The organism is uncultured Campylobacter sp., assembly GCF_944323605.1.
Taxonomy (GTDB): Bacteria; Campylobacterota; Campylobacteria; order Campylobacterales; family Campylobacteraceae; genus Campylobacter_D.
The window spans coordinates 83,911-105,347 of the sequence record NZ_CALUTC010000003.1; the positions used below are offsets into that span (position 1 = coordinate 83,911).

At 30.5% G+C, this 21,437-nt stretch carries 21 protein-coding genes and 2 tRNA genes; 19 read left to right on the forward strand and 4 right to left on the reverse strand.

Annotation, left to right across the window (positions count from 1 at the left end; translation table 11 throughout):
- Positions 1 to 78: 78 nt before the first annotated feature.
- From Q0J35_RS02960 to Q0J35_RS02975, 4 genes are read left to right on the forward strand one after another with little or no spacing between them, the layout of a single operon-like run.
- Positions 79 to 1,485 (forward strand): Do family serine endopeptidase, encoded by a 1,407-nt coding sequence (locus Q0J35_RS02960; RefSeq protein WP_297193054.1) that lies wholly within the window; start codon positions 79 to 81, stop codon positions 1,483 to 1,485.
- Positions 1,486 to 1,540: 55 nt separating this feature from the next.
- On the forward strand, positions 1,541 to 2,215 hold the full coding sequence (locus tag Q0J35_RS02965; RefSeq protein ID WP_297193055.1) for a response regulator transcription factor: 675 nt from the start codon (positions 1,541 to 1,543) through the stop codon (positions 2,213 to 2,215).
- Positions 2,212 to 3,456, forward strand: coding sequence for an ArsS family sensor histidine kinase (locus Q0J35_RS02970; RefSeq protein ID WP_297193056.1), 1,245 nt, complete (start codon positions 2,212 to 2,214; stop codon positions 3,454 to 3,456). The genes Q0J35_RS02965 and Q0J35_RS02970 overlap by 4 nt, the downstream gene beginning before the upstream one ends.
- A gap of 10 nt (positions 3,457 to 3,466) precedes the next feature.
- Positions 3,467 to 4,513 carry a dehypoxanthine futalosine cyclase gene (locus Q0J35_RS02975; RefSeq protein WP_297193057.1) on the forward strand — a complete coding sequence of 349 codons (1,047 nt, stop codon included), beginning with the start codon at positions 3,467 to 3,469 and terminating at the stop codon, positions 4,511 to 4,513.
- A gap of 19 nt (positions 4,514 to 4,532) precedes the next feature.
- On the opposite strand, the gene Q0J35_RS02980 is transcribed toward Q0J35_RS02975, so the two are convergent.
- Positions 4,533 to 5,549 (reverse strand): bifunctional 3,4-dihydroxy-2-butanone 4-phosphate synthase/GTP cyclohydrolase II, encoded by a 1,017-nt coding sequence (locus Q0J35_RS02980; RefSeq protein ID WP_297193058.1) that lies wholly within the window; start codon positions 5,547 to 5,549, stop codon positions 4,533 to 4,535.
- Positions 5,550 to 5,644: 95 nt separating this feature from the next.
- Here Q0J35_RS02980 and Q0J35_RS02985 point away from each other — a divergent pair.
- The 6 genes from Q0J35_RS02985 (at position 5,645) to motB (ending at position 10,463) form a co-directional block, all read left to right on the forward strand.
- Positions 5,645 to 5,719 (forward strand) — tRNA-Gln (locus Q0J35_RS02985).
- Positions 5,720 to 5,725: 6 nt separating this feature from the next.
- A tRNA-Met gene (locus tag Q0J35_RS02990) sits at positions 5,726 to 5,801 on the forward strand.
- A gap of 14 nt (positions 5,802 to 5,815) precedes the next feature.
- Positions 5,816 to 6,238 (forward strand): DedA family protein, encoded by a 423-nt coding sequence (locus Q0J35_RS02995; RefSeq protein ID WP_297193059.1) that lies wholly within the window; start codon positions 5,816 to 5,818, stop codon positions 6,236 to 6,238.
- Positions 6,239 to 6,282: 44 nt separating this feature from the next.
- Positions 6,283 to 8,916, forward strand: coding sequence for a DNA polymerase I (polA, locus tag Q0J35_RS03000; RefSeq protein WP_297193060.1), 2,634 nt, complete (start codon positions 6,283 to 6,285; stop codon positions 8,914 to 8,916).
- A 21-nt stretch (positions 8,917 to 8,937) separates the two neighbouring features.
- Positions 8,938 to 9,711 (forward strand): flagellar motor stator protein MotA, encoded by a 774-nt coding sequence (gene motA, locus Q0J35_RS03005; RefSeq protein WP_297193061.1) that lies wholly within the window; start codon positions 8,938 to 8,940, stop codon positions 9,709 to 9,711.
- Between the two features lie 17 nt (positions 9,712 to 9,728).
- Positions 9,729 to 10,463, forward strand: a complete 735-nt coding sequence (gene motB / locus Q0J35_RS03010) for a flagellar motor protein MotB (RefSeq protein ID WP_297193062.1) — start codon at positions 9,729 to 9,731, stop codon at positions 10,461 to 10,463.
- A gap of 28 nt (positions 10,464 to 10,491) precedes the next feature.
- Here the strand turns inward: motB and Q0J35_RS03015 are convergent, their stop codons facing one another.
- The 3 genes from Q0J35_RS03015 to Q0J35_RS03025 form a co-directional block, all read right to left on the reverse strand.
- Positions 10,492 to 11,535, reverse strand: a complete 1,044-nt coding sequence (locus Q0J35_RS03015) for a hypothetical protein (RefSeq protein ID WP_297193063.1) — start codon at positions 11,533 to 11,535, stop codon at positions 10,492 to 10,494.
- Positions 11,536 to 11,715: 180 nt separating this feature from the next.
- Entirely contained in the window at positions 11,716 to 12,321 is a 606-nt protein-coding gene (locus Q0J35_RS03020; RefSeq protein ID WP_297193064.1) for a uracil-DNA glycosylase family protein, read from the reverse strand.
- A gap of 1 nt (position 12,322) precedes the next feature.
- Positions 12,323 to 12,799, reverse strand: coding sequence for a GNAT family N-acetyltransferase (locus tag Q0J35_RS03025; RefSeq protein WP_297193065.1), 477 nt, complete (start codon positions 12,797 to 12,799; stop codon positions 12,323 to 12,325).
- Positions 12,800 to 12,938: 139 nt separating this feature from the next.
- Between Q0J35_RS03025 and rpmH the strand changes: the two genes are divergently transcribed.
- From rpmH to Q0J35_RS03070, 9 genes are read left to right on the forward strand one after another with little or no spacing between them, the layout of a single operon-like run.
- Positions 12,939 to 13,073 carry a 50S ribosomal protein L34 gene (gene rpmH / locus Q0J35_RS03030; RefSeq protein WP_297193066.1) on the forward strand — a complete coding sequence of 45 codons (135 nt, stop codon included), beginning with the start codon at positions 12,939 to 12,941 and terminating at the stop codon, positions 13,071 to 13,073.
- A gap of 5 nt (positions 13,074 to 13,078) precedes the next feature.
- Complete coding sequence (rnpA, locus tag Q0J35_RS03035) at positions 13,079 to 13,405, forward strand: ribonuclease P protein component (protein WP_297193127.1); 327 nt, start codon at positions 13,079 to 13,081, stop codon at positions 13,403 to 13,405.
- Positions 13,384 to 13,716, forward strand: a complete 333-nt coding sequence (yidD, locus tag Q0J35_RS03040) for a membrane protein insertion efficiency factor YidD (protein ID WP_297193067.1) — start codon at positions 13,384 to 13,386, stop codon at positions 13,714 to 13,716. The genes rnpA and yidD overlap by 22 nt, the downstream gene beginning before the upstream one ends.
- Positions 13,713 to 15,329: a membrane protein insertase YidC gene (gene yidC, locus Q0J35_RS03045; protein WP_297193068.1), complete on the forward strand. Its 1,617-nt coding sequence runs from the start codon at positions 13,713 to 13,715 to the stop codon at positions 15,327 to 15,329. Before yidD ends, yidC begins: the two co-directional genes overlap by 4 nt.
- Positions 15,326 to 16,141, forward strand: coding sequence for a Jag N-terminal domain-containing protein (locus tag Q0J35_RS03050; RefSeq protein ID WP_297193069.1), 816 nt, complete (start codon positions 15,326 to 15,328; stop codon positions 16,139 to 16,141). Before yidC ends, Q0J35_RS03050 begins: the two co-directional genes overlap by 4 nt.
- Positions 16,134 to 17,456 carry a tRNA uridine-5-carboxymethylaminomethyl(34) synthesis GTPase MnmE gene (gene mnmE, locus Q0J35_RS03055; protein WP_297193070.1) on the forward strand — a complete coding sequence of 441 codons (1,323 nt, stop codon included), beginning with the start codon at positions 16,134 to 16,136 and terminating at the stop codon, positions 17,454 to 17,456. Before Q0J35_RS03050 ends, mnmE begins: the two co-directional genes overlap by 8 nt.
- A gap of 10 nt (positions 17,457 to 17,466) precedes the next feature.
- Positions 17,467 to 19,644 carry a phosphoribosylformylglycinamidine synthase subunit PurL gene (gene purL, locus Q0J35_RS03060; protein ID WP_297193071.1) on the forward strand — a complete coding sequence of 726 codons (2,178 nt, stop codon included), beginning with the start codon at positions 17,467 to 17,469 and terminating at the stop codon, positions 19,642 to 19,644.
- A complete protein-coding gene (locus Q0J35_RS03065; RefSeq protein WP_297193072.1) occupies positions 19,641 to 20,399 on the forward strand; it encodes a DnaJ domain-containing protein in 759 nt (252 codons plus the stop codon). Before purL ends, Q0J35_RS03065 begins: the two co-directional genes overlap by 4 nt.
- 11 nt (positions 20,400 to 20,410) lie before the next feature.
- Positions 20,411 to 21,355, forward strand: a complete 945-nt coding sequence (locus Q0J35_RS03070) for an SEL1-like repeat protein (protein WP_297193073.1) — start codon at positions 20,411 to 20,413, stop codon at positions 21,353 to 21,355.
- Positions 21,356 to 21,437: the final 82 nt, after the last annotated feature.

Below are 21,437 nucleotides of genomic sequence, written 5' to 3' on the forward strand. Positions count from 1 at the left end.
TTAACTTTGCTTATTAACTATTTGATAAATTATAAATTTTATACTTTTTCTAAATATTAAGTTAAAGAAGGTTTTATTATGTTTAAAAAAATTATTTTATCATCTATTTTGACTTCTTTTACTATAGCTGCAAGTATAAGTTTTAAAGAAGCACAAGATAATGTAAGAAGAGTTAATCCTCAAGGCTCTGATAATTCCGTTATATTATCATATCACGACTCTATAAAAGATGCGAAAAATTCTGTTGTAAATATATCTACATCAAAAACGGTTACTAGAGCAAGAGATCCGTTTTTTGATGATTTTTTTAACGATCCTTATTTTAGACGTTTTTTTGATATTCCTCAACAAAGAGGAGGTTCAAATAAGGAGGTGGTAAATTCATTAGGTTCTGGTGTGATAATTTCTAGTGATGGATATATAATAACAAATAACCACGTTGTAGAAAACACGGATGAAATTACAGTAAATTTAGTAAATAGCAATGAAGAATACAAAGCTAAAGTTATAGGAAACGACCCAAAGACGGATTTAGCTGTTATAAAAATAGAAGCTAAAAATTTAGCTGCTATTTCTTTTGCCGATTCTGATGATTTAATGGAAGGTGATGTTGTTTTTGCTATAGGTAACCCTTTTGGAGTTGGTTCTAGTATAACAACTGGTATTATTTCGGCTTTAAATAAGGATAATATAGGATTAAACCAATATGAAAATTTTATACAAACTGATGCCTCAATAAATCCAGGAAATTCAGGTGGTGCTTTGGTTGATAGTAGAGGTGCTTTAGTAGGTATCAATTCTGCTATACTTTCAAGAAGTGGTGGAAATAACGGCATAGGTTTTGCCATACCTTCAAATATGGCTAAAAATATAGCTAAAAGTCTGATAGAAAAAGGCAAGGTAGAACGAGGTTTTCTTGGTGTTAGCATAACTTCTTTGCAAGGCGATAGTAAAACTGTTTATACAAATAAAGAGGGTGCTTTAATCACTGATGTAGAAAAAGGTTCAGCTGCCGATAAAGCCGGCTTAAAAAGAGGTGATTTGGTGCTTAAGGTAAATGAAAAAAATATAAAAAATGCTAATGATTTAAAAAATTATATAGGCACTTTATCTCCAAATGAAAAAATTGTGCTTATATATGAAAGAGATGGAGTTACAAAAAGTGTAACATTTAGCTTGCAAGCACAAAGTGAGGCTTTAAGTGCTGAAGGGCTTATAGATGGTTTAGAACTTAAAGATTTAGATAAGCAGTCAAGATCTAATATACCAAATTCTGTAAATGGAGTATTTGTAAGCTCTGTTAAGAAGGATTCAAAGGCTGAAAATGCTGGTTTTGAAGTAGGGGATATAATAATAGCCGTCGAGCAAAATGAAATAAAAAATATTCAAGAGCTTTCAAATGCCTTAAAAGCAAATCGTTCAAAAAGTTTTATAAAAATTTGGGTATATAGGCAAGGATATGCACAGCTTTTAATACTTAGGTGATTTGTTTTTTGTTTGAAAATATAGTTTAAAATTAAAAAAAATTAGAAGGAGATATATGGTTAGCATCCTTATGATAGAAGATGATTTGGAGCTTGCTGAGATTATAGCTGAATATCTTGAAAAATTTGATATGAAGGTGGATATAGCACATGAACCTTATATAGGGCTTTCAAAACTAGCTCTAAAGGAATATCAATTAATAATCCTAGATCTATCCTTACCTGGACTTGACGGTTTAGAGGTTTGTGAAGAAATTCGTAAAAAATATGATACTCCTATAATTATATCAAGTGCTAGACACGATATAAGCGATAAAGTTAATGCTTTAGAGCTTGGAGCAGATGATTATCTACCAAAACCTTATAATCCTCAAGAATTGCAAGCTAGGATAAAAAGTCATTTAAGACGTATAAACACTACTAAAAAAGCTATGGCAGACACCGTTAAAGATTTAGTATATGATCAATATAAGCATATCATAACTATGAAAGGGCAAGAAATCAATCTCACAAATGCAGAATTTGATATACTTTCTTATCTTATCAAAAAAGAAGGTGGCGTAGTTAGTAGAGAAGAATTGGTTTATAACTGTTCTTCTATTAGTGAAGATTCTAGCAATAAAAGCATAGACGTTATAATAAGCAGGATAAGACAAAAAATGGGCGATGATCCTAAAACCCCAAAATATATACATTCTATAAGGGGTATAGGCTATAAGCTTACTCAATGAATAAATCATCCATTTTTTATACCATAACCTTTATATTTATATTAGCCATAGTAAGTGTTGTTTTAGCATTTCTATGGCTAATAGCTTATGATCAACAAAATTACACAGATGAACTAAATGCAAAATATTCTTTGATAGCAAATGCTAGGCTTTTGTATTTTAGCGGCGTTATAGATGAGAGCGAATTTAAAGAGCAGACTAAAAATTATAAAATGGAACTTGTTACAGATGAGGGAGAAATAAGACAGGTTATATTTAGAGGGGAAATTTTAGCAAAGGCTTTTGTAAATACAGGACTTGTTGAAATAGTATCTTATAAAAGAGATAATTACCTTAAGATAATTTACAATGGCAGACTTTATCTTTATGTAGATCAAGATTACGAGAGTTATCGATATTTTCTTATAAGATTTATGGCTTTAAGTGTTGTTTTGATTCTTATTTTACTTTACGTTTATATGATAAAGAAGCTTAGACCTCTTTCCTTGCTAAAAAAACAGATTGATAAATTTGCTAATAATAAACTAGAAGAAATACAAGATGTAAGCTCTGGAGGTGATGAAATTTCACAGGTTGCAAGTGCTTTTTTTGCCGCCATTACTCAAATACGAAAATTAAACAAATCAAGGCAATTTTTTATAAGAAATATAATGCACGAATTAAAAACGCCCATAACAAAAGGCTTAATCACCTTAGAAATGATAGAGGATAGTAAATATAAAGATAGACTTAGTAATATTTTTTACCGTCTTGAACTTTTGATAAATGAATTCGCAGCCATAGAGCAAATTTCATCTGGTTCTAGTTTTTTGCATAAGAAAAGATATAATATCTTAGATCTTATAGACGAGGCAAAAGAGGTTGCTATGAGCGATGAAAGCAATGTAAGCTTAGTTTATGAGGAAAGTTTTTTTGTAAATGTCGATTTTAAGCTTTTTTCAACTGCCATAAAAAATATGATAGATAATGCTATAAAATATGCAGAAGATAAACGCGTAGAAATAGAGCTAAACAAAGAATTTATTTGTTTTAAAAATAAAGGTAAAGGGCTTGATCACTCTTTAGAGTATTATACCCAAGCCTTTACTCAAGGTAACAAGCAAAAAGATAGCTTTGGATTAGGGCTTTATATAGTAGATACTATATTAAAATCTCACAATATGGATCTTGATTATTTGTATGAAAATGGTATAAACAAATTTTATTTTAGATTTTTAGATAGAATAATAAGCAAGGAATGAAAGGAATACTATGTCTAGGATAAATCAAAAAGAGGCACTTGATTTGCTAAGAAATGCCGATTTATATGAGCTTGGAAATTTAGCTTATAAGAAAAAACAAGAATTGCACCCAGAAAAAATCACTACCTTCGTTGTAGACAGAAATATAAATTACACAAATGTTTGTTGCATAGACTGCGATTTTTGTGCTTTTTATAGACACGCAAAAGATGAAGATGCGTATGTTTTAAGCTTTGAGGAGATAGGCAAGAAGATAGAAGAATTGCTTGCTATAGGCGGGACTCAAATTTTATTTCAAGGCGGAGTTCATCCTAAACTTAAGATAGAATGGTATGAAGATTTGGTTGAATTTATTTCAAAAAATTATCCAAATATAACAGTCCATGGTTTTTCAGCCGTCGAAATAGCTTATATAGCTAAAATTTCTAAAATTTCTATAAAAGAGGTTTTGCAAAGATTACAAAAAAAAGGTCTTTTTTCTATACCGGGAGCAGGTGCTGAAGTGCTTAGCGATAGAGTAAGAGATGAGATAGCACCGCATAAATGCGATACTGCTACTTGGCTTTTAGTTCATAAAGAAGCACATAATATAGGTATGAAAAGCACAGCTACTATGATGTTTGGCACTATAGAAAGTGATGAAGAAATAATAGAACATTTTGAGCATTTAAGAAAATTGCAAGATGAAACTAATGGCTTTAGAGCCTTTATATTATGGTCTTTTCAAGGAACAAATACAAAACTCATAAAAAAACATCCAGAAATAATCAAGCAAAGTTCAAATAAATATTTAAGATTATTAGCTCTATCAAGACTTTATCTTGATAATTTCAAAAACATACAAAGCTCTTGGGTAACTCAAGGATCTTTGATAGGTCAGTTAGCACTTAAATTTGGAGCAAATGATCTTGGTTCTACAATGATGGAAGAAAATGTTGTTTCAGCAGCTGGAGCAAGTTATAAAATGAATCAGCAAGAGATGATAAGATTGATTGAAAGCATAGGAGAAAAACCTGCAAAAAGAAACACAGCTTATGAAATTTTAGAAAGGTATTAATTATTGCAATATATGTTAATCATATATTGCAAAATTCTAAATTTAATCCAAAGCCCTTAAGTGCTACAAAATCTCTATCGCAGCTCGAGCTTAAAAGTTTGATGCTTTCTATGCCTAGATACCTTAAGATTTGAGCTCCTATGCCGTAATTTTTAAAATTTGTTTGAGAAGTTTTTTCTCCATGCATAAATACCAAAATACCACCGTTTTCGCTTAAAAAACGAATTTGCCTTAAAAGTTCATTAAATTTATTAGACGTTAGCAAATCAAAATCTTGAGAGCTTATGTGAAATTTGACATTATAGCTTTTTTTTATTTCGCCAAAACAAAAGGCTATGTGTTTTTGAGAATTATGATCTTCAAATGTCAGTTTTTTAGCATTAAAACCTGCTATTTGAGTTTCGCTTTCTTGTGTGCATTTTATTAAGCTTTCATTTTTTAATCTATACTCTATCAGATCAGAAATTGCTATCATATTTATACCGAATTTTTTGCAAAATTCTTTCAAATCGTCTCTTCTAGCCATTTCTCCATCATCTCTTACTATCTCGCATATAACACAAGCTTCTTTTAAACCAGCTAAACGGCATAAATCCACAGTCCCTTCGGTATGCCCCGTTCTTTCTAGCACACCACCTTTTTTTGCTATTAAAGGATTTATATGCCCTGGTTTTACAAAATCACTTGCTACAGCCTTATCATCTGCAAATATTTTTATAGTCATATCTCTTTCAAATGCACTAACCCCAGTGCTAGCATTTTTTGCATCAACTGTTACAGTAAATGCGGTTTCGTGATTTGATGTGTTTTCTTTCACCATCAAAGGTAGTTCAAAATGCTCTGCTAAATCCTTGCTTAATGCAACGCAAAGAACCCCTCTTGCATTTGTTATTGTAAAATTTACCTTTTCTTTGCTGCTAAACTGTGCTGCAAAGATCAAATCCCCTTCATTTTCTCTATCTTCTGCATCAACCATAACAAGCATTTTGCCTTCTTTTAGCTCTTTTATGGCTTGTTCTATACTTATGAAAGACATAGCACTTCCTCAAATATTATTTCAAGCTAAAAATTATATCTTTTTTTCTTGACAATTTAATTAAAATGCATTATAATTTTTGTTTTTGTTATCAATGGGGTATCGCCAAGCGGTAAGGCAACAGGTTTTGGTCCTGTCATTCAGGGGTTCGAATCCCTTTACCCCATCCACAATGAAGCGAAGTAGAGCAGTGGTTAGCTCGTCGGGCTCATAACCCGAAGGTCGGGGGTTCAAATCCCTCCTTCGCAACCAGTTATGATTTTTATATGTTAGAAAATTTTTCTCTATTTGCTTTGGCTCTTGTTTGTTTCATATCGGCAAGTATTTATCCTCTAGCTTCTGAAGCCTTTGTTGTAGCCTTTGTTATAAACGGTTTTGATAAAAATCTTGTTTTTTTAATCGCAAGTATTTTTAATACCTTAGGTGCTTTAAGCACTTATATTTTAGGATTGTTTGCTTCTAAATTTATATTAGAAAAATACTTTTCTAAATCCATTTATAAAATCAGACATTCAAAGATAAATTTTAAAAAATATGGCTTATTTTTTGCCTTCTTTAGTTTTTTACCAATAATTGGTGATTTATTTGTTTTGGCCTTAGCATTAAATAAATATCCTTTTTTAAAAGCTAGTATTTTTATATTTTTAGGCAAGGCTTTTCGATATGCTTTGCTTATATTTTTGATTTAAGTTAAGTTGTGTTAGAATTTTTACCTTTTTCGAAAGGTAAAAAAATGAAAACTTTAACTGTAATAGACACTTTTGGTTTGTTTTTTAGGCTTTTTTATGCACTTAAAAGTTTGAAAAATTCAAAAGGAAAAGATAGCGGTATGATAAAAGGCTTTGCTGATTTTATTTATACTTTAGAAAGTGAATTTCAAAGTGATTATATTATATTTGCACTTGACAGCAAAGGAGAAGGTGTTAGAAATGATATAGATAAGGATTACAAAAGCAATAGAACAGAACCACCGCAAGAGCTAAAAGAACAACTTCCAATATGTATTCAAATGATTAAAGATATGGGTTTTGCATATTTTGAAAAACAAAGATATGAAGCAGATGATATAATTGCCTCTGTTGTAAGATTTTGCGAGGATAAAGATATTTTTGTAAGGATAATATCTCAAGACAAGGATCTTTACCAACTTATAAAAAATGATAAAGTCAGCATATACAGCCCAATATCTAAAAACGAATATGATGAGGAAGCTTGTTTTGAGAAATATGGAGTTAAGCCTTCTAAGATAAGAGATTTTCTAGCCTTGTGTGGGGATAGCTCTGATAATATAAAAGGGGTTAAAGGCATAGGTGCAAAAGGTGCAAAAAAGCTTTTAGACGAATTTGATACTATAGAGGACATTTATACAAATTTAAACCTTGTAAGAAACGAGAGAACAAAAACGCTTTTAATGGAGGGCAAAAATGATGCTTTTGTATCTAAAAAACTAGCTACTTTGTATGATGATTTAGAGCTTGATTTAAATTTAAATGAGTGCAAAAAGCCTGATAAACCTCTTTTATCTGTGCTTAAAATTTTAGAAGAGTATGAATTAAATGCCCTGCTTAAAAGAATCAATGCAAAAAATATAAAAAACACTACAGTAACAAACTATAAAAGCATATTGATAAATGATGAAAACAAGCTATTTGAAATTTTAGAGAAATTAGACAAAAATACAGTTATAGCATTTGACACTGAAACTACCGGACTTGACAGTAAAACTGCTAAAATAGTAGGTTTTTCCTTTGCTATTAATGAAAATGAGGCGTTTTATGTGCCTTTGACTCATAAGAATTTTAAGGAACAAATTTCAATGCAAGTCGCTAAAAAAGCTATACAAATGATATTTGAAAATTTTGTTGTCGGGCATAATTTAAAATATGATTTTGAAATTATAGAAAGAAATTTTAATTTGCCTTTGCCTGAAAAATACGCAGACACTATGATACTTGCTTGGCTTAAAGAACCAAATTCACGCATAAATATGGACAGCTTAGCAAAGAAATTTTTTAACCACGATACTATACATTTTGAAGACATTGTTAAAAAAGGTGAAAATTTCAGCGATATAGATATAAATGAGGCTTGCAAATACGCCTGTGAAGATGCTTATATAAGCTTGAAATTTTATTTTTACTTTTTAGAAAATTTAGAAAAAGAACTTTTTGATATAGCCTTAAGATATGAATTTCCATTCATTAAAACACTGCTAAGAATGCAACAACAAGGCATAAAGCTAGATACTAGTTGTTTAGAAAGATTAATGAGGGATTTTAAAGATGATATAGACAAAATAAAAGATGAAATTTATAAGTTAGCAGATGAGAATTTTAACATAAATTCCCCGCAACAAGTTGCATTTATATTATTTGAAAAGCTTTCCTTAAAAAGTAGCAAAAAAGGTAAAAGTGGCGTATTATCAACAGATGAAAAGGTTTTACAAGAGCTTATAAACGAGCATTTAATAGTTAAAAAAATTTTAGACTACAGAGAGCTTTCAAAACTGTATTCTACATACTGTGAGCCTCTTTTAAAACTAGCATTAAAAGATGATAAGTCAAGAATTTATTCTCATTTTTTGCAAAGCGGCACCGCTACTGGAAGACTCTCATCAAAAGAGCCAAATTTGCAAAATATACCAGCTCACGGAAAATATGCAAAAAGTTACAAAAGCTGTTTTGTAGCTGAAGAAGGCTTTTCTTTTTTAAGTATAGATTATTCGCAAATAGAGCTTAGAATGCTCGCACATTTTAGCGAAGATGAAAAATTGCTAAATGCTTTTAAAAATGATGAAGATATACACTCAAAAACTGCTTTGATGATATTTAATGAGGTAAATGATAAGACAAGAAGCATAGCAAAAAGTATCAATTTTGGTTTGATTTATGGTATGGGATATAAAAGTCTTAGTAAAAATTTGCAAATAGAGGCAAAAGATGCAAAAATTTATATAGAAAGATATTTTGATAATTTCACAAGCATAAAGACTTATTTTGAAAAGGTCAAATCTGAAGCTAAAAAAAATGGCTTTATAAAAACATTGCTAGGACGCAAGAGGTATTTTAACTTTAGTGAAGTAAATGCCAAAATTTTAGCATCCTATGAAAGAGAGAGTGTAAATTCTATTTTACAAGGTTCTGCTGCCGATGTGATAAAGCTTGCTATGCTTGAGATAGATAAATATTTAGATAATGAGAAAAGATTGATTTTACAAATTCACGATGAATTGATATTTGAAGTTAAAGATGAAATAATGCAAAATTTTGCTAATTTTGCTGAAAATATTATGCAAAATATTGTAAAATTAAAAGTTAGTTTAAAAACCTCATCAAGCATTGCTAAAAATTGGGGTGATTTAAAATAGCAAAATACTTAAGGAGAAAGTATGGATTTAACCACTATACTTGGTATGATACTAGCTACCGCCAGTATATCTATAGGAGATATTTTAGAAGGTGGAAATCCCTTACATGTTATTCACTTATCTTCTGTAATGATTGTGATACCTACAGCTGCTTGTTGTGCAATGACTGCTACTCATAAAAAAGCCGTTAAAAATGCTTATAAAGAGCTAAAACTCGCTTTTACAGGTGCTAAGGTAAATTTGCCAGAAAGAATAGCTCAAATAGTTGATTTTTCAATAGTTGCAAGAAGAGATGGGCTACTAGCTTTAGAATCAAGGACTAACGACATAGATAATGAATTTCTAAGAAATGCTATGATGATGTTGGTTGATGGAAAGAGCTTTGATGAGATTAAAGAATCTATGGAAATTCAAACAGAAGAGCTTGAAGAGCACTACAAAGAAGCGTCAGAATACTGGATAAGATTTGGTGAAACTTGCCCTACTATGGGATTGGTTGGTGCTGTTATGGGTCTTATGCTTGCACTTCAAAAACTTGATAATCCGCAAGAAATGGCTATGGGTATTTCAGGTGCTTTTACAGCTACTGTTACAGGAATTTTTGGCTCTTATGCCCTTTTCACTCCTTGGGGAAACAAAATGAGAGCTAATGGTATGGAATATGTAAAAGAGCAAATTGTTATAACAGAAGGTATAAAAGGTATAGCTGAAGGAGCTAATCCTAGAGATTTAGAAGCTAAGCTATTTAACTTTTTAAGCCATGATGATGTCAGAATTTCTCAATTTGAAAAATAATAAAATGGATAAAAATTATGAGTAAAAAACACAAATGTCCGGAGTGTGCGGCTGGCGAAAAATGGGCTGTTCCATACGCTGACTTTTTGTCTTTATTGTTAGCCCTTTTTATAGCACTTTGGGCTATATCAGAAAGTAATCCAGCCAAAGTAGAGGCTTTAAAAACAGAGTTTGTTAAAATTTTTGATTTTACTCCATCTCACACACTTGATACACCAAGTCAAAATACACAAAAGCATCAAGGTGCTTCTACAACCCCACAAGATGAGATAGAGTCCTTAAAATCGCTTACTATGACTCAGCAAGAGACAATTAAAAAGCTTAAAGCAGCACTTGATCAACAAGAAAATCAAGTGGCATTGCAGTTACCTGCTAGGGTGGAATTTGAGCGAGGTAGTGCAGATATAGTCTCACAAGATGTAAAAGACTTTATAAAATATATGATAGAATTTAGTTCTCAGCTTTCTCCTAAAGTAAAAATAGAAATAAGAGGCTACACAGATAATAGTGATACAGCCAAGAGAAGTTTTGAGCTTGGATACAAAAGAGCTGAAGCTGTTGCTAACTATTTTTTAGACGGTGGTATAAACCCACAAAATATAAGCATAAAAAGTTTTGGACTTAATGAACCGCTTGATAATGACCCATCTCTTAGTAAAAATAATAGGGTAGAGGTGTATTACAAGGTGGATGTGGCAGACGATGAAACACAAAAATCTGTCATAGAAAGAATGAATAGCTTTAATCAGTAATTTTTCTTGGATTTAGAAAAAGATTTTATCAATCTTCTCTAAATCCAAATCCATTTGCTCTCATTATTCTTATATCATATATAACTTGATTATCTTTTAACTCTTCTTTAAAAATTCTTTTAGCGTCTTTATTCATAAATTCTGTATATAAATAATCAACTCCAACGCTTGTTGCATAGGCTATCCAATTATAATCTATACTTTGCTCTAGCAATTCATTTATATAAGATAAGCTATCATCGCTATTTGAGATAGAATTTGCTATATATAAATTTGTTCTATCATTTACCTGGCTTAAGCTAAGTATTGTTGGATTGTAGCCTATTTGACTTGAAAAAAGTTTTATATTTCTTGTCTCATAGACTCTTAATTGTGAGCTTATTATAGCACTTTCAACTATAGGAGTATTTAAAAATATAGCTGCACCGTTTAAAGAGCCTTTGGAGTAAATCAAGGATTTAAAATTTATTTTTTTATCTTTTATAAATTCATATGTTCTAGCATTAGGAACTTTTTCTAAAACAATGTAATTAAGGCTATTTGAAAGCGTAGAATCATCATAAAAGCTTGCAATATTTTTTGTATTTGCTATCTTTAATAATTCATTTATTTGCTCGCTGTAATCTATACTTCCAAAATAAATTCTATCATTTTGAATGTTTGCCTTGCTTTTGTGTATAGTTGGTATGTAAAAATACATTTTAGAATTTGCATTTTTTATAGAATTTAGCCCCTTTAGCGTAAAAGCTGCTACTGCGAATTTATAGCCATCGTTTTCTAGTTTTTTTAATGTATTTACTAAAGTTTTTTCATTCTCATCACCTATTAAAAATACATCTACTGAAATTTTGGCATCTTGTCTTAAAACATAGGCTAATGCTGAATTTATAATTACTTTTGTATAGCTTCTTATAACCTTTTCAGGTATAATTAAGGCTATTTTTTTATTATAATCATCACTTAGTTGTTCTTCAGTTTGTGGCCTCGGTATATACTGCGTTTGGTCTTGCTTTATTGCTGTGGTGCAAGCACTAAATAAAAACAATGCAAATATAGTTAAAATATATTTCATAAGCTTTTTCCTAATAAGTATTTTTTTTAAACAAAAAAGATTGTAAGTATTTTACGAGAGTAATTATACATAATCAGAAGTTAATTTGATTAAATTTTTACATAATTATTTAATATGTATTTTTATCATTTTATTTAAGTGGTTTTACCGGATTTATACTATAAGTTATATTTTTTAAGCTTATAAGAAAGTTTTGATTTTATTTAAATCGTCTATAAAATTTTCCTCTAAACTTGGATTTTTGCTTATAAAATTTATGTCAAATGAGGGTAAAAACCAGGCATTAAAAAATATAAAAAATTCACCCCTAAGTCTTTTAAAATCACTAAAACCGAGTGCATTGAAAGCATTTTCTCCAAGACACAGTATAAAATCAGGTTTTAATAAAGAAAGCTCTGCGAAAACATAAGGCACACATTGTTTTAAGGCAAAATCATCATTTTTTTCATCGCAAAAACACTTATATATATAGCTTATGTAATAGTCTTTTTCCTCTAAATTTAAGTGTTGTTTTAATAGTGTTTTTAGTTTTGTATTTTGTGTTGAACTCATAAAAATTCCATTTTCATTTTCGCTTTTTTTTATAAAGCTATCTATAATAAAAATTTTCATATCCTTTTTTTTTCTTGGAAAAAAAATATGTTTTCTTTTTTTGGAATAAGAGCATAATTCGCAGCTATAAATTTGCTCTTTTAAATTTTCATAAGATGTGTATTTATAATCCTCATCCGCTTTTTCAAAAAAATCATACCCAAAAGCTTTTAGATAATACAAAGCTCTAAGCATACTAAATTAAATCCTCTAAATTTTTCCCGTCTAATCGATAATTTATCCACTTTTTACTTAAATTTGTTGCATTTAATTTTTCATAAAATTTTATGCCAAGCTCGTTTTCTATTAAACAAGCCCACTCAAGCCTCTTAAAATTCTTATCTTTACAAAGTTTTGCTAGATATTTAAAAACTTCCTTAGCAAAACCTTTTCTTCTAAAATTTTCTTTTATATAAATATCCTCAAGATATATACCACCTTTGCCCCAAAACGATGAAAAAGTAAAGAAGTATATGGCGTAGCCAATTATTTCATTGTTAAATTCTAAGATTAGTGCCCTTGCTAGCTTGTCTTTTAATAAAGATTCTTCTATAATATCTTCATTGCAGTAAAATTCATCTAGCATATTTTCATATTTTGCTAGTTCTTTTAAAAGTTCGATGAATTGTTTTAGGTCTTTTTTCTCTAAATCTCTTATGATTAATTTGTCCATTTTTTCCTCATTTATTTAAAATATTTCATCACTTCAATTTTAACAAATATAATTAAAAATACAAAAATAAAAGCAAATTTAAGCAATATATGATAAAATTATAGCTTTTAATAAACTATAATGATTAAGAAGGAAAAAGATGAAAAGAACATATCAACCACACAATACGCCAAGAAAAAGAACGCACGGTTTTCGTCTTCGTATGAAAACAAAAAGTGGTCGTAAAATCATAAATGCAAGAAGAGCTAAAGGTAGAAAAAGATTAGCAGTTTAAGCAAAATAAGCACCATAAGTGATGCTTTTGAATTTAGCGAACTTTACAAAAATGCTAATAAATGGCATTGTGTAGGGGTTATCATCTTTTATCTACCTTGTGATGAGATGAAAGTTGCATTTGTTGCTAGTAAGAAAGTAGGGAAATCTGTTCTTAGAAACAGGGCAAAAAGACTTTTAAGAGTAGTTTTTTCTAGCTTGAGTGATACTTTATCTGTAGGTAAGTATGCGTTTGTAGCCAAGAGTGATTTTAAAGACTTGGATTACTTAACTTTTAAAAAAAATATTATTTGGGGGCTTAAGAAGTTAAAATGTTTAGATCCTTGTGTATAGCTTTACTTGATTTTTATCAAAAATTTTTAACTATTTTAAAGCCTTCTTGTTGTAGGTTCTACCCAAGTTGTTCCGAATACGCTAGATGGCAGTTTAAAAAGCAAAATATTATAAAGGCTTTTTTTTTAAGTTTTTTTAGAATTATAAGATGTAATCCATATTGCAAGGGAGGCTTTGACTACCCTCTAGTTCATAAGACGGATTTTAAACTAAGCACATATAAAAATTCTATGCGTATAGACTTTTTTTACATACATTACAAGGGCAATGAATTTTATATGATTAAAAATATCTTTAAAGGACAAAAGTGAATAATCAAAGAGACCCAAAACAGCAACAAAGAGTTATCATAGCAGTTGCTTTATCCTTTTTGTTTTTTTTGATTTACAGTGAATTTTTTATGAAGCCTCAAGTTGGCGACCAAAATTTAAGCACTAATTCCACAAAAAGCGAATTTAATGCAAGTCAAAATCTTAGCGAAAATGTTCAAAATGTAGCTCCGACATTAAATACTTTTCAGCAGCCTCAAAATTTAGATTCAAATTTAAGTTCAAATAAAACATTATCAGTAATTAAAAGTAAGCATTTTGAAGCTAAGATAGATGATTTAGGAAGAATATCAAGTTTTAAACTTTTAGATTCTAAATACAAAGATGATAAAAACGAGGCTATAGATCTTATAGCAAGTAATTCTTACGCAAAACCGCTTGAAATAAGATTTAGCGATACAAGTTTAAATTCTTTAGCTTTTAAAGTATCTTATAATGCCGATAAGTCAGAGCTTTTTATAGACGAAAATTCATCTGCTACTTTAAATTTGGTGCAAAATTTAAATGGATTGATAGTAAGAAAGCAAATAACCTTTTATGAGCTTGGAAACTACGAGCTTTCTGTAGGACTGTCATCTGATGCAGCTTATTTTATAAGCACTGGTTCTAGACCTAGTGTAGCTGTGGATAATTTTACAGTGCATGGAGCTTTATTATTAGATAATGAGGATACCATACACACTTACGAAGATGGAGATGTAGATGCCGATGAAAGCTTTAATAATATCTTTGTAGCTTCAGCATTTGACAGGTATTATTCCACATTTTTTTATAGCTTTGATAAGCCTTTAAATATAGTTGTAAGCAAAGACAAAGAAGAAAATTCAGTGCTTTTTGCACACTCTCAAAATGAATTTAAAGCAAAGGGTTATATAGGTGCTAAAGAACACACTACTTTAAGAGCCATAGATGAAAGACTTGATGTTGTAGTTGAGTATGGTTGGTTCACTTTCATAGCAAAGCCTATGTTTGATTTCTTAAATTTCTTGTATGCTTATATAGGAAATTGGGGTTGGGCTATTGTGGTTATGACTTTGATAGTGCGTTTGGTTTTATTCCCACTCACATACAAATCTATGATATCTATGAATAAGCTAAAGGATTTAGCACCAAAAATGAAAGATATAAGGGATAAATACAAAGGAGATCCTCAAAAGATGAATTTGCATATGATGGAGCTTTATAAAAAGCATGGTGCAAATCCTATGAGTGGTTGTCTGCCAATACTACTACAAATTCCTTTGTTCTTTGCTATATATAGAGTTTTGCTTAATGCCATAGAGTTAAAAGGTGCGTATTGGGCTTTATGGATAAATGATTTGTCTGTTATGGATCCTTATTTTATCTTGCCTATATTAATGGGACTTACTATGTTTTTGCAGCAACATATCACTCCTATGGCTATACAAGATCCTTTACAAGCTAAGATTATGAAATATTTGCCACTAGTATTTATAATATTTTTTATAACCTTTCCTGCCGGTCTTACTCTTTATTGGTTTATAAACAATCTTTGTTCCTTGATACAACAATGGGTTATAAACAAGCTTTTTGAGAAAGAACATAAACGCAAAGAAAGCGAGGAAAAGAAATGAGAATAGAAGCTATTGATTTACAGGCTGCTTTGACAAAGGCTTCAAATGAGCTTTCTTGTTCTGTTGTTGATTTGGAGTATGATATTTTACAATACCCAAAAAAAGGTTTTTTAGGCATAGGTAAAAAAAATGCTATCATAGAAGCAAGATGCTTGAAAAAAACACAAGAAAAAAAGAATGCTGAAAAAAAATACAAAGAAAAAAACAGTAACGATAAACATAAGATAAAACAACAAAAACAAAGTGCTCAAAAACCTGTTCAAAAGGATAATGCTAGACAAAAATACACCGTAAAAAGCGATGATATATTTAAAGATTTTCATAAGGAAAATCATTCTGATAGAAATCCAGACGATTTATTAGACGAGATAAAAAAGCAGATAGAAAGTTTGTTTTCAAAGTCTTGCTTTAATATCTCATTACAAGAAGTTAGCTTTTATGATAAAAACTGTATTTTAATAAAATTTGACGGAGAAGATGTAGCCTTGATGATAGGTAAAGAAGCTCATAGATATAAGGCTCTTTCTTATCTTTTGCATAATTGGATAAATTCAAAATATAAATTTTTAATAAGACTAGAGATAGCACAGTTCTTAGAAAATCAAAGCAATGCCATAGAATCTTATGTAAATTCTGTAATAGAAAAAGTAAATCAAGAGGGCAGGGCTCAAACCAAACACTTAGATGGAGTGTTGATAAAAATAGCTCTTGAGAAGCTAAGAAAAGAATTTCCAAATAAATATGTAGCCATAAAAGAGCAGGGCGAAAAAAGAATTATCATAATAAACGATTTTCAAAAAAAAGATGAATGATACTATAGTCGCACCAGCTAGTGCATATGGTCTAGGAGCTATTAGCATAGTAAGACTTAGTGGGGAATTGTCCTACGAACTTGGTTTAAGACTATCAAAAAAAAAGATTTTAAAACCCAGATTTGCTACTTTTACAAGATTATTTAAAGATAATGATGATTTTATTGATGAGGCTATACTTATATACTTTAAAGCACCATATAGCTTTACTGGAGAGGATATACTTGAATTTCAAATACACGGCGGCGTAACAAGTTCTCAAATTTTGATAAATGAAATTTTAAAGCACGGTATAAGACTTGCAAATCCCGGAGAATTTAGCAAAAGAGCTGTTTTAAATGGAAAAATGGATCTGTTAAAAGCCGTAAGCATTCAAGAATTAATATCCGCAAAATCTCTTAGTGCAGCAAATATAATAGCTAGAAATTTAAAAGGTGATTTGAGTGCATTTTTAAATAAAATTAGATTGGATTTGGTAAAAACTCTATCTTTTGTGGAAACTAGCATTGATTACGCTGACGATGACTTGCCGCAAGATTTGATAAATGAAATAAAAAAAATGTGTGATGATAATGCAAATACTTTAAGAAAAATATATGAGCTTTCTATTTCAAGGCGAGGTTTGATTCAAGGTTTTAAAATAGCCATAGTTGGAAAGCCAAATGTTGGAAAATCGTCTCTTTTAAATAAAATTTTAAGCTATGAAAGAGCTATAGTTTCAAGCGAAGCTGGCACTACGAGGGATTTTTTAGAAGAAGAAATTTTATTAGGCAAACATTTAGTAAGGATTATAGATACAGCCGGTATAAGAAAGGCTAATGATAAGATAGAAAAAAAAGGCATAGAATTTAGTAAAAATTATATACAAGAAGCTGATATTATCTTGGCTCTTTTTGATAATTCTAGACTTAAGGATAATGAGGATGATGAACTTTTAGAATTATTAAAAAATAGCAGCAAGAAAATTTTTTATATCTTAAATAAGTGTGATTTACCTTCAAAATTTAAAGCCGATATAAAATGCTTAAAACTTTGCGTAAATGATGATATAAGCGAGCTAAAACAAGCTCTTATAAATTATTTAGACAGTCTTGATAGCACTGATATTTTAGTTTCTAACACAAGCTTACTAGAATCATTTAAAAAAGCTTATGAAGCCATTCTTAGATCAAAATCATTGCTAAATGAAAGCACTTTGGAACTTTTTGCCTTCGAATTAAATTTGGCTATAAATGAAATATCAAAATTTACTAAGGATTTTTCTTACAATGAACTTTTAGATGAAATGTTTAGTAATTTTTGCTTAGGAAAATGAAAGGTTAGTTATGGATAAGGATACTATAAAAGCACATAAGATAAGTGATGAAGAGTATGTTGAAATTTTAAAAATTTTGGGACGAGAGCCAAATTTATTAGAACTAGGCGTTATTTCTGCTATGTGGAGCGAGCATTGTTCTTATAAATCAAGCAAAAAATACCTAAAAGGTTTTCCTAGTAAAGCAGATTGGGTTATACAAGGACCCGGAGAAAATGCAGGTGTTATAGATATAGGCAAAGGAATGGCTGCAGTTTTCAAAATAGAAAGCCATAACCACCCAAGCTTTATAGAGCCTTTTGCCGGAGCTGCTACCGGAGTTGGCGGTATCTTTAGAGACGTTTTTACTATGGGGGCTAGAGTTGTTGCTTCTATGAATTCGCTTAAATTTGGCGATTTAAAAGATAAAAAAACATCTAAAAAGCAAAAATATCTAGTCAAGGGAGTAGCAAACGGGATTTCTCATTACGGAAACTGTGTAGGTGTGCCTACTGTTGGCGGAGAAACGAATTTTAATCCCTGTTTTAATGGCAATATCTTGGTCAATGCTTTTGCACTAGGTGTTTGCAAAATAAAAGATATTTTTTACGCTAAAGCAGAAGGAGAGGGAAATTTAGTTATTTATGCTGGTTCAAAGACTGGTAGAGACGGTCTTGGTGGTGCTGTTATGTCAAGCGACAGTTTCAATGAAGAAAGTAAAAAATTAAGACCAACAGTGCAAATAGGAGATCCTTTCACTGAAAAATTGCTAATGGAAGCTTGTTTAGAGCTTTTTAAAACAGATTATGTAGTTGGGATACAGGATATGGGTGCAGCAGGTCTTACTTCTAGCTCTTTTGAAATGGCTGGTAGAAGTGCTAGTGGAATGAAACTATACCTAGATAAAGTGCCTATGCGTGAAGACGGTATGAGTCCTTACGAGCTAATGCTAAGCGAATCGCAAGAACGTATGTTAATATGCGTAAAAAGGGGCTTTGAACAAAATGTTATAGATATATTTTCTAAGTGGAATTTAGACTGTGCAGTTGTAGGAGAGGTTACTAACACTTCTAAAATGGAGCTTTTTTGGCATGGAAAGCTTGTAGGCTCTTTGCCGATAAATGAGCTTAGTGAAAATTCGCCAGTGCTTGATAGAGAGGTATCAAAACCAAAATATTTAGAGGATATAAAATCATATAAATTTAAACTAAAACTAGGAGCTAAAGAGCTTTTTTTAAAAATGCTTAGCAACGAGAATGTGTGTGATAAAGGCTTTATATACGAGCAATTTGACAATACAGTGCAAACAAATACCATAAAATCGCACGGAAAAAGCGGTGCAGCCATCATAAGAGTAAAAGAAAACAATGCACTTTTAGCGATGGCTTGTGAGTGTAACTCAAATTTAGTTTATATAAATCCAAAAATAGGCTCGGCTTTAAATGTAGCAAATGCCGCTAGAAAAGTAGTTTGTGCTGGGGCAAAACCTTTAGCTATAAGTGATTGTTTAAATTTTGGAAATCCTCAAAATCCAGAAGTTATGTGGCAGTTTCAAGAGTCCTGCGAGGGCATAAAGGAGGCTTGTTTAAAGCTTAATACCCCAGTTATAAGTGGTAATGTTTCTTTATACAATGAAACAGACGGTGTTAGCATATATCCTAGCCCAACTATTGTCTGTGTTGGTTTAAATGCCGATGAAAATAAAGCTATATTCTCACATATAAATGAAGATAGGCTAAAATTTTATTTATTAGGTGATACAAAATACGATTTTTCAGCCTCATTAGCAGCAACCGTGCAAGATAATATAGTAGCAGGAGAATTAAAAGAATTTGACTATGAAAAAGAACTAGCTTTATGGAGGCTTTTGCAAAGAGCAAATGAAAAATCCTTGCTTTCTTGTGCAAATAATGTAGGAATCGGCGGCATGGCTATATCACTGGCTAAGATTTTTGCTCATTCGACTGTTGGTTGTGAGCTCAAAACAGGCTTTGAAGATGAGGCTTTGCTTTTTAGTCAAAGCCCAAGTAGAGCCATAGTATCCTTAAAAGATGATGAAGAATTTTTAAAGCTTTGTGAGGAAGAAAATGTAAAAGCTACATTTTTAGGCTTTAGCATACAAAAAAATATTTTTAAACTAGACAAGATAGAGCTTACTTTAGATGAGTTAAAAAAAGTGTATTTTAACAGCTTTAGGGATATTTTATGAGTTTTATTTTGCTTTTAGTGGCTATTTTAGCATTTTATTGGTATTTTAAGACTTGGGGAAAAGGCGATATTTTAGGCGGTGTTAAAGGTTTTGCCAAAGGTTTTAGAGAGGGTATGCTAGAAGAGAGGATAGATGAATATAAAAAAAGAATGAACTACTACGTAATAGCACTTTTAGCAAAGATAGCAAAAAGCGATGGTAGGGTTAGCGAAAATGAAGCTGATATGATATCTCAAATTTTAGATGCTAATGCAAAGGATAAAAGAGAGAGAGAATTTTTAAAAGTTACATTTAACGAACATAAAGAAAATATAAATGATGTTTTTGCAGTAGCTAAAGAATTTACCAAAGAAGTGCCTTTAGCCAAAAGAGAATTTTTAAATGTTTTAAATTTGCTAGTTTTTATGGCTTTTGTAGATGGAGAGATAAATAGCAAAAAAGAAGAAATTTTACAAGAAATAGCTAGAGCTTTTGATATAAGCAAATACGAACTTGACGATTTTATAAAAAATATAAGCTCTATGAAAACTACATTACCTAAAAACATGAGTTTAGATGAGGCTTATGAAATTTTGAATGTATCAAAAAACGTATCTTTAAACGAGCTTAAAAAAAGATATAGAGAATTAGCTAAAAAATACCACCCAGATATTTTAAATGCGAATAATGTTAGTCAAAAAGAGCTTGAAGAAGGGGTTGTTAAATTTCGTAAAATAAATGAAGCATACGAGCTTATAAAAAAGAATCTATCTTAGAGCAAATAAAAATGTTTATAAAAAAGCTTGTTTTTTTATCCTTATTCATTTATACTTTTGCCTTTGCTTGTGATGAGGCTAAGACTTGTTTTGACTTGGCTGAAAAGGCTTATGATTCATCTGATCTTAAAACAGCGGCTAAGTTGTATGAAAAGGCTTGCGAGCTTGATTATGCTAAGGCTTGTTATACTTTGGGAATTTTGCATTATAATTCAGATGAGAAAGACTTTAAAAAAATATTTACGCTTTGGCAAAAAGCTTGTGATATGAATGAGGTATTTGCTTGCACTAATTTAGCTTATTTATACGAAACTGGAAAAGGCGTTGAGAAAAATGCTACAAAAGCAAAAATTCTTAATGAAAAGGCTTGTGAAATGAAAGATTCATTTGCTTGTCATAATCTGGCTATATCATATGATGAATTAAATATGCTTGATAAAGCAAAAGAAATTTATATGAAAGCTTGTTATGAAATGCAAGATGGTGATTCTTGTGCAGCTCTTGCTTATTCATATTATAATAAGGACAAAAATTATAAAAAAGCAGCTGTTTTATGGCAAAAGGCTTGTGATATGAATAGAGCTGATGCTTGTTTTAATTTAGGGGTTTTGTATGAAAAAGCTAGAGGAGTTGAAAAGAATTTTTCAAAAGCAAAAAATCTGTATGAAAAGGCTTGCGACATGAATGAAGCTAGATCTTGCAATAATCTTGGTGCTTTTTATTATAATGCTACTGGGGTGCAAAGAGACTATAAAAAAGCTTATATTTTTTATAAAAAGTCTTGCGATATGAATGAAGCTGTTGCTTGTAAAAACCTCGCTTTTTTGTATGAAAATTCTATGGGAATTGAAGAAGATATCGATAAAGCTACAGATTTATACGGTAAAGCTTGTTATTTAGGGAACAAAGAAGCTTGTTATTCTTATAAAGCATTGGTTTTATGGTTTTTTGAATAAATGAAATTTGTTTATACTTTTTAGCGTTTATTAAACAATATAATGAGAAAATAAAGAATTAAAACCATCAAAAATATACAAA

Bases quoted from the DNA above. Each gene is read 5' to 3' on its own strand.
- Q0J35_RS02960 (WP_297193054.1), top strand. From the start codon at position 79: ATGTTTAAAAAAATTATTTTATCATCTATTTTGACTTCTTTTACTATA.
- Q0J35_RS02965 (WP_297193055.1), top strand. From the start codon at position 1,541: ATGGTTAGCATCCTTATGATAGAAGATGATTTGGAGCTTGCTGAGATT.
- Q0J35_RS02970 (WP_297193056.1), top strand. From the start codon at position 2,212: ATGAATAAATCATCCATTTTTTATACCATAACCTTTATATTTATATTA.
- Q0J35_RS02975 (WP_297193057.1), top strand. From the start codon at position 3,467: ATGTCTAGGATAAATCAAAAAGAGGCACTTGATTTGCTAAGAAATGCC.
- Q0J35_RS02980 (WP_297193058.1), bottom strand. From the start codon at position 5,549: ATGTCTTTCATAAGTATAGAACAAGCCATAAAAGAGCTAAAAGAAGGC.
- Q0J35_RS02995 (WP_297193059.1), top strand. From the start codon at position 5,816: ATGTTAGAAAATTTTTCTCTATTTGCTTTGGCTCTTGTTTGTTTCATA.
- polA (WP_297193060.1), top strand. From the start codon at position 6,283: ATGAAAACTTTAACTGTAATAGACACTTTTGGTTTGTTTTTTAGGCTT.
- motA (WP_297193061.1), top strand. From the start codon at position 8,938: ATGGATTTAACCACTATACTTGGTATGATACTAGCTACCGCCAGTATA.
- motB (WP_297193062.1), top strand. From the start codon at position 9,729: ATGAGTAAAAAACACAAATGTCCGGAGTGTGCGGCTGGCGAAAAATGG.
- Q0J35_RS03015 (WP_297193063.1), bottom strand. From the start codon at position 11,535: ATGAAATATATTTTAACTATATTTGCATTGTTTTTATTTAGTGCTTGC.
- Q0J35_RS03020 (WP_297193064.1), bottom strand. From the start codon at position 12,321: ATGCTTAGAGCTTTGTATTATCTAAAAGCTTTTGGGTATGATTTTTTT.
- Q0J35_RS03025 (WP_297193065.1), bottom strand. From the start codon at position 12,799: ATGGACAAATTAATCATAAGAGATTTAGAGAAAAAAGACCTAAAACAA.
- rpmH (WP_297193066.1), top strand. From the start codon at position 12,939: ATGAAAAGAACATATCAACCACACAATACGCCAAGAAAAAGAACGCAC.
- yidD (WP_297193067.1), top strand. From the start codon at position 13,384: ATGTTTAGATCCTTGTGTATAGCTTTACTTGATTTTTATCAAAAATTT.
- Q0J35_RS03050 (WP_297193069.1), top strand. From the start codon at position 15,326: ATGAGAATAGAAGCTATTGATTTACAGGCTGCTTTGACAAAGGCTTCA.
- mnmE (WP_297193070.1), top strand. From the start codon at position 16,134: ATGAATGATACTATAGTCGCACCAGCTAGTGCATATGGTCTAGGAGCT.
- purL (WP_297193071.1), top strand. From the start codon at position 17,467: ATGGATAAGGATACTATAAAAGCACATAAGATAAGTGATGAAGAGTAT.
- Q0J35_RS03065 (WP_297193072.1), top strand. From the start codon at position 19,641: ATGAGTTTTATTTTGCTTTTAGTGGCTATTTTAGCATTTTATTGGTAT.
- Q0J35_RS03070 (WP_297193073.1), top strand. From the start codon at position 20,411: ATGTTTATAAAAAAGCTTGTTTTTTTATCCTTATTCATTTATACTTTT.